At 59.9% G+C, this 1,846-nt stretch carries 1 pseudogene; it reads left to right on the forward strand.

Features of this window, described 5'->3' with window-relative positions:
• Nucleotides 1–541: 541 nt before the first annotated feature.
• Nucleotides 542–996: pseudogene (locus tag ABXG85_RS12865) on the forward strand (transposase); the annotation flags it as partial.
• Between the last annotated feature and the right edge of the window lie 850 nt (nucleotides 997–1,846).

Raw genomic sequence — 1,846 nt, forward strand, 5'->3', positions numbered from 1 at the left:
CTGGTGGAGCTGGGGGGCAGGTGGTTCGTCCTCAACCTGGCTCCCCATCACGAGACCGCGGCGCGCCTCCTGGGGGCCGGGCGATATTACCTGCTGGAGTGAAGGGGGTGCGGAATGTGGGTGTAATACCTTCGTGTGCTACCTGATCTAAACCGAAGCTTTCACCTCATCCTTCACCTCCCTTCCTTAGCCTTTTTCGGAGGGGTTAGGTGGTTTTTAGCTCGGTCAGTAAGGCATTCCCCACCTCCCGCTCTCCCTTCCGCCAAGGCATCCCCGGATAGTTAGGTGGGCCGCATAGTTCCGCCTCTGGCTCTTCCCCTGCCCCAGGTTCCCCTTCACCAAGCGGTGCACTACCTCCCCCATCCAGGGCAAAAGCGCCCGCACCCGCTTGGCATACATCATGATCCGAACCCTTTACCTTAGACACTTCTACCCTGTCTCCCGTGTGAAGCCTCCCACCCCCTCCCCAAGGCTTCCTTTAGAGTCTCCCGGGCCGTCCTGAACCCCACCCCTGAGCCTAGACCCCAGGCGGAGGCGGGAGCGGGACGGGGAGGTGTGGACCTACCGGGTCTGGGCTTCTCCCTATCTGCCTGACGCGCTTCTGGCCTTTCCCGGGTGCCGACAGGTGGTGCGCCTGGAGCGGGAGGTGGTGCACAAGGGGATGGGGGAGGTGCGGCGGACGGTGAGCCACGCCTTCGCCAGCTTGGGAAGGGAGAGGCGGAGGCGAGGCGGCTTGGGGAGCTCCTCCTTTCCCGGTGGGCGATAGAGAACCGGTCCTTTTGGGTGCGGGACGTTCTCTTCCGCGAGGACGCTTACCAGGTGCGGGGGGTGGGGGCTCGAGTCTTGGCGGCCCTCCGGGCCTTTTTGGTGTCCCTGCTCTACTGGAGGGGGGTGTGGGAGAAGGTCGTGTGCCAACGCACCTGGAAGGTGGCCCTGGAGGCCTTCTCCTTCCATCCCCTTTCCGCCCTTAGGTTCCTGGGGCTCTATGCGGTATAGCAGTCTAGTCTGGGCAAGCCCAAGTCAAATTAACCGGAGGCATCACTTGTACCATCCTTTAGTAACCAATCCGCTGCACGGCGGTGAGCTGAAACTCATCCAGTCCGGCATTTACCTCTGCGCATCCAGCTTTTCCAGCATCTGGTCAATAGAGTCGAACCACGCGTCCCGATAGGCCTCGGGGATCCGGCTCGTATCGTCAGTTCTGAAAAGGAGATGAACCGTTGCTGTCGCCCCATCTATGGGAAATTCCCGCAACCGTTTATCCTGCATGAATACCGCACGGCATGGCATACGCTTGGCCTCGTTGTGCAAGTTATTAAGATCTCCTTTGTGCTTGGTAGAAGCGGGACGTACGGTAGGAAGGCGACGTAGGCATATGTCACGCCTACAGTATCTTGCAGGTGACCTGAGCCCCCAGGTAGCTTTCGAGGAGTTCTTGGCCCTGCAGTAAGGATAAAAAGGGCGAGGGAGATGAGTTCGGCCAAGGTGGCCTTGGGATGCTTTTGCCTTTTTGGGACTTGGACGCCTCGGGTTCAGACGGCCTTGCCTTTACCCAGACATAGGTGGCCATGAGGGTCATGCACCGACGTAGCATGTGGGTTTCTGCGTCAGGATGGTGAGCCAGCCGAAGGGTACGTGCTGGGGTGCTCACGGTGAGTGTTCACGGCACCCCCTCTTTATCTTCCGTGGCGTCTGATCAACTAGCAGGCGAGGTGGCTTTCCCACCGGTCGTGTCAAGAGTTATGTGTAAGAGTCTGTGTACGGGGGGCATACCGCTCCTGAAGCATCTTCTCCAGCACCTCCTTCACCTCCGAGAACCCCTTTAGTTTCCGTTCTGCCCACCTCC

The sequence above is a fragment of the Thermus sp. LT1-2-5 genome (assembly GCF_040363165.1).
GTDB lineage: Bacteria > Deinococcota > Deinococci > Deinococcales > Thermaceae > Thermus.